2 protein-coding genes are annotated in these 1,551 nt (G+C 52.4%); both read left to right on the plus strand.

Annotated features, from left to right (window positions below; all coding sequences use genetic code 11):
• Positions 1–918 (plus strand): peptidoglycan-binding domain-containing protein (locus ACR0P9_RS12395; RefSeq protein WP_432620599.1); only part of this gene is annotated, 918 nt, incomplete at its 5' end.
• Positions 919–1,075: 157 nt separating this feature from the next.
• On the plus strand, positions 1,076–1,551 hold a 476-nt coding region (locus tag ACR0P9_RS12400), incomplete at its 3' end, for a hypothetical protein (protein ID WP_432620601.1).

A 1,551-nucleotide genomic window follows, 5' to 3' on the forward strand; every position in this document is an offset into this window, starting at 1 on the left:
ACCGTTGACCTCGCCAACCAAGGACTCACGCCGTATCAAATTCTCACGCGCTATTACGGCGAAGATTTGGATATTCGCACAGCCCCCATTCGTCCCGCTGTGCGTTCGTATCCGGGGCAGCCGCTGCGGCTGGGAGACGTCTCAATTTCTGTGGAAATCATGCAGAGCCGTCTCAATCGCATCTCAAATAACTATCCCGCCATCCCAAAAATTTATCCGGTCAACGGCGTCTTTGACATCAACACCCAAGCCGCGGTACAGGCCTTTCAGGAAATCTTTAATCTAACACCGGACGGTGTCGTCGGCCCTGCCACATGGTACCAAATCACCTCGGTATACAATGCCGTTTTGCGGCTGGCAGAGCTAAACGCCATCGGCATTACCCTGCAAGATATTTCCCGGACATTGCCGGAAGATTTACGTGAAGGCATGAGCGGCGATCCGGTGCGTCTGCTGCAATTCTTTTTGTCTGCCGTTGGACGCTTTAATGATGATGTGCCCACCGTTGTCATTGACGGTATTTTCGGTTCCAACACGCGCACCGCCGTTGAGGCCTTTCAGCGCAGTGCCGGACTGACACCGGACGGCATTGTTGGAAGTTTCACGTGGAACAATTTGATTCGCGCGTACGAAAGCATTCGCGCCTCGCAGGATTTATCCTCCGATGTCTTTCCGCCGACCAGCACGCTGGTGCTCGGCTCGCGGTCGGCAGACGTCACACGCCTGCAAAACTGGCTCAATCAGTTGTCTGAAGTCTATCCGCAGATTGAGCCTGTGCCCGCAACCGGATTTTACGGCGAGCTGACGCGCAATGCCGTGCTGACTTTTCAGCAGCTCTATGGTCTGACGCCTACCGGAAACGTCAATCCGTACACATTCTACGTCATTGGCAATGCCGCCGAACGAGCACAAGCCTGAAATTTTCTCTTGACAATCGTATTTTCTATCTGGTATGCTATCAGATGATAAAAGCAAACAGAGCAAGAGACACGAAATGTCGCCCATCCACTGTCCGACGGATGGGTGGGATTCGTGTCTCTTTTTTGTTGCCAATTACAAAGGAGGATTTTTTCACATGCCTAAAACATTCGGACAATCTGTTTTCTTTACCTTTCTCACCGCTTGGATGATGGTGTATTGCATGACGCTGTACAACCTGGTTCTCGCATCCGGTGTCTTTACCAATGCGACATTTCTGCTCGCCCTCAAAGAGATGTGGGTGGAATTTGTCATCATTTTCTTGTGCGCCTATTGTATCTCGTCGCCTATCGCCAAAAAGCTGGCGTTTCGCGTCGCGCATCCCGGTGACAGACCGATTGTCATCATTCTGTCCATTCAGGTGTTTACGGTCGTCTTACAGGTCGCTCTTGCCAGCATTCTCGGCGCATGGAAGGCATATGGCTTCTCTATCGACTTCCTGCCGCACTATCTTCTGACATACTGTCTCAATTTCCGCATGGCGATGCCGCTCCAGCTGTTGTTTGTCGGACCGCTCGCCCGCCTGATTTTCCGCACGATCTTTGCACAGCCGAATCCGGCGCGTCCCCGTGC

Source organism: Butyricicoccus sp. (assembly GCF_050872565.1).
Taxonomy (GTDB): domain Bacteria; phylum Bacillota; class Clostridia; order Oscillospirales; family Butyricicoccaceae; genus Butyricicoccus_A.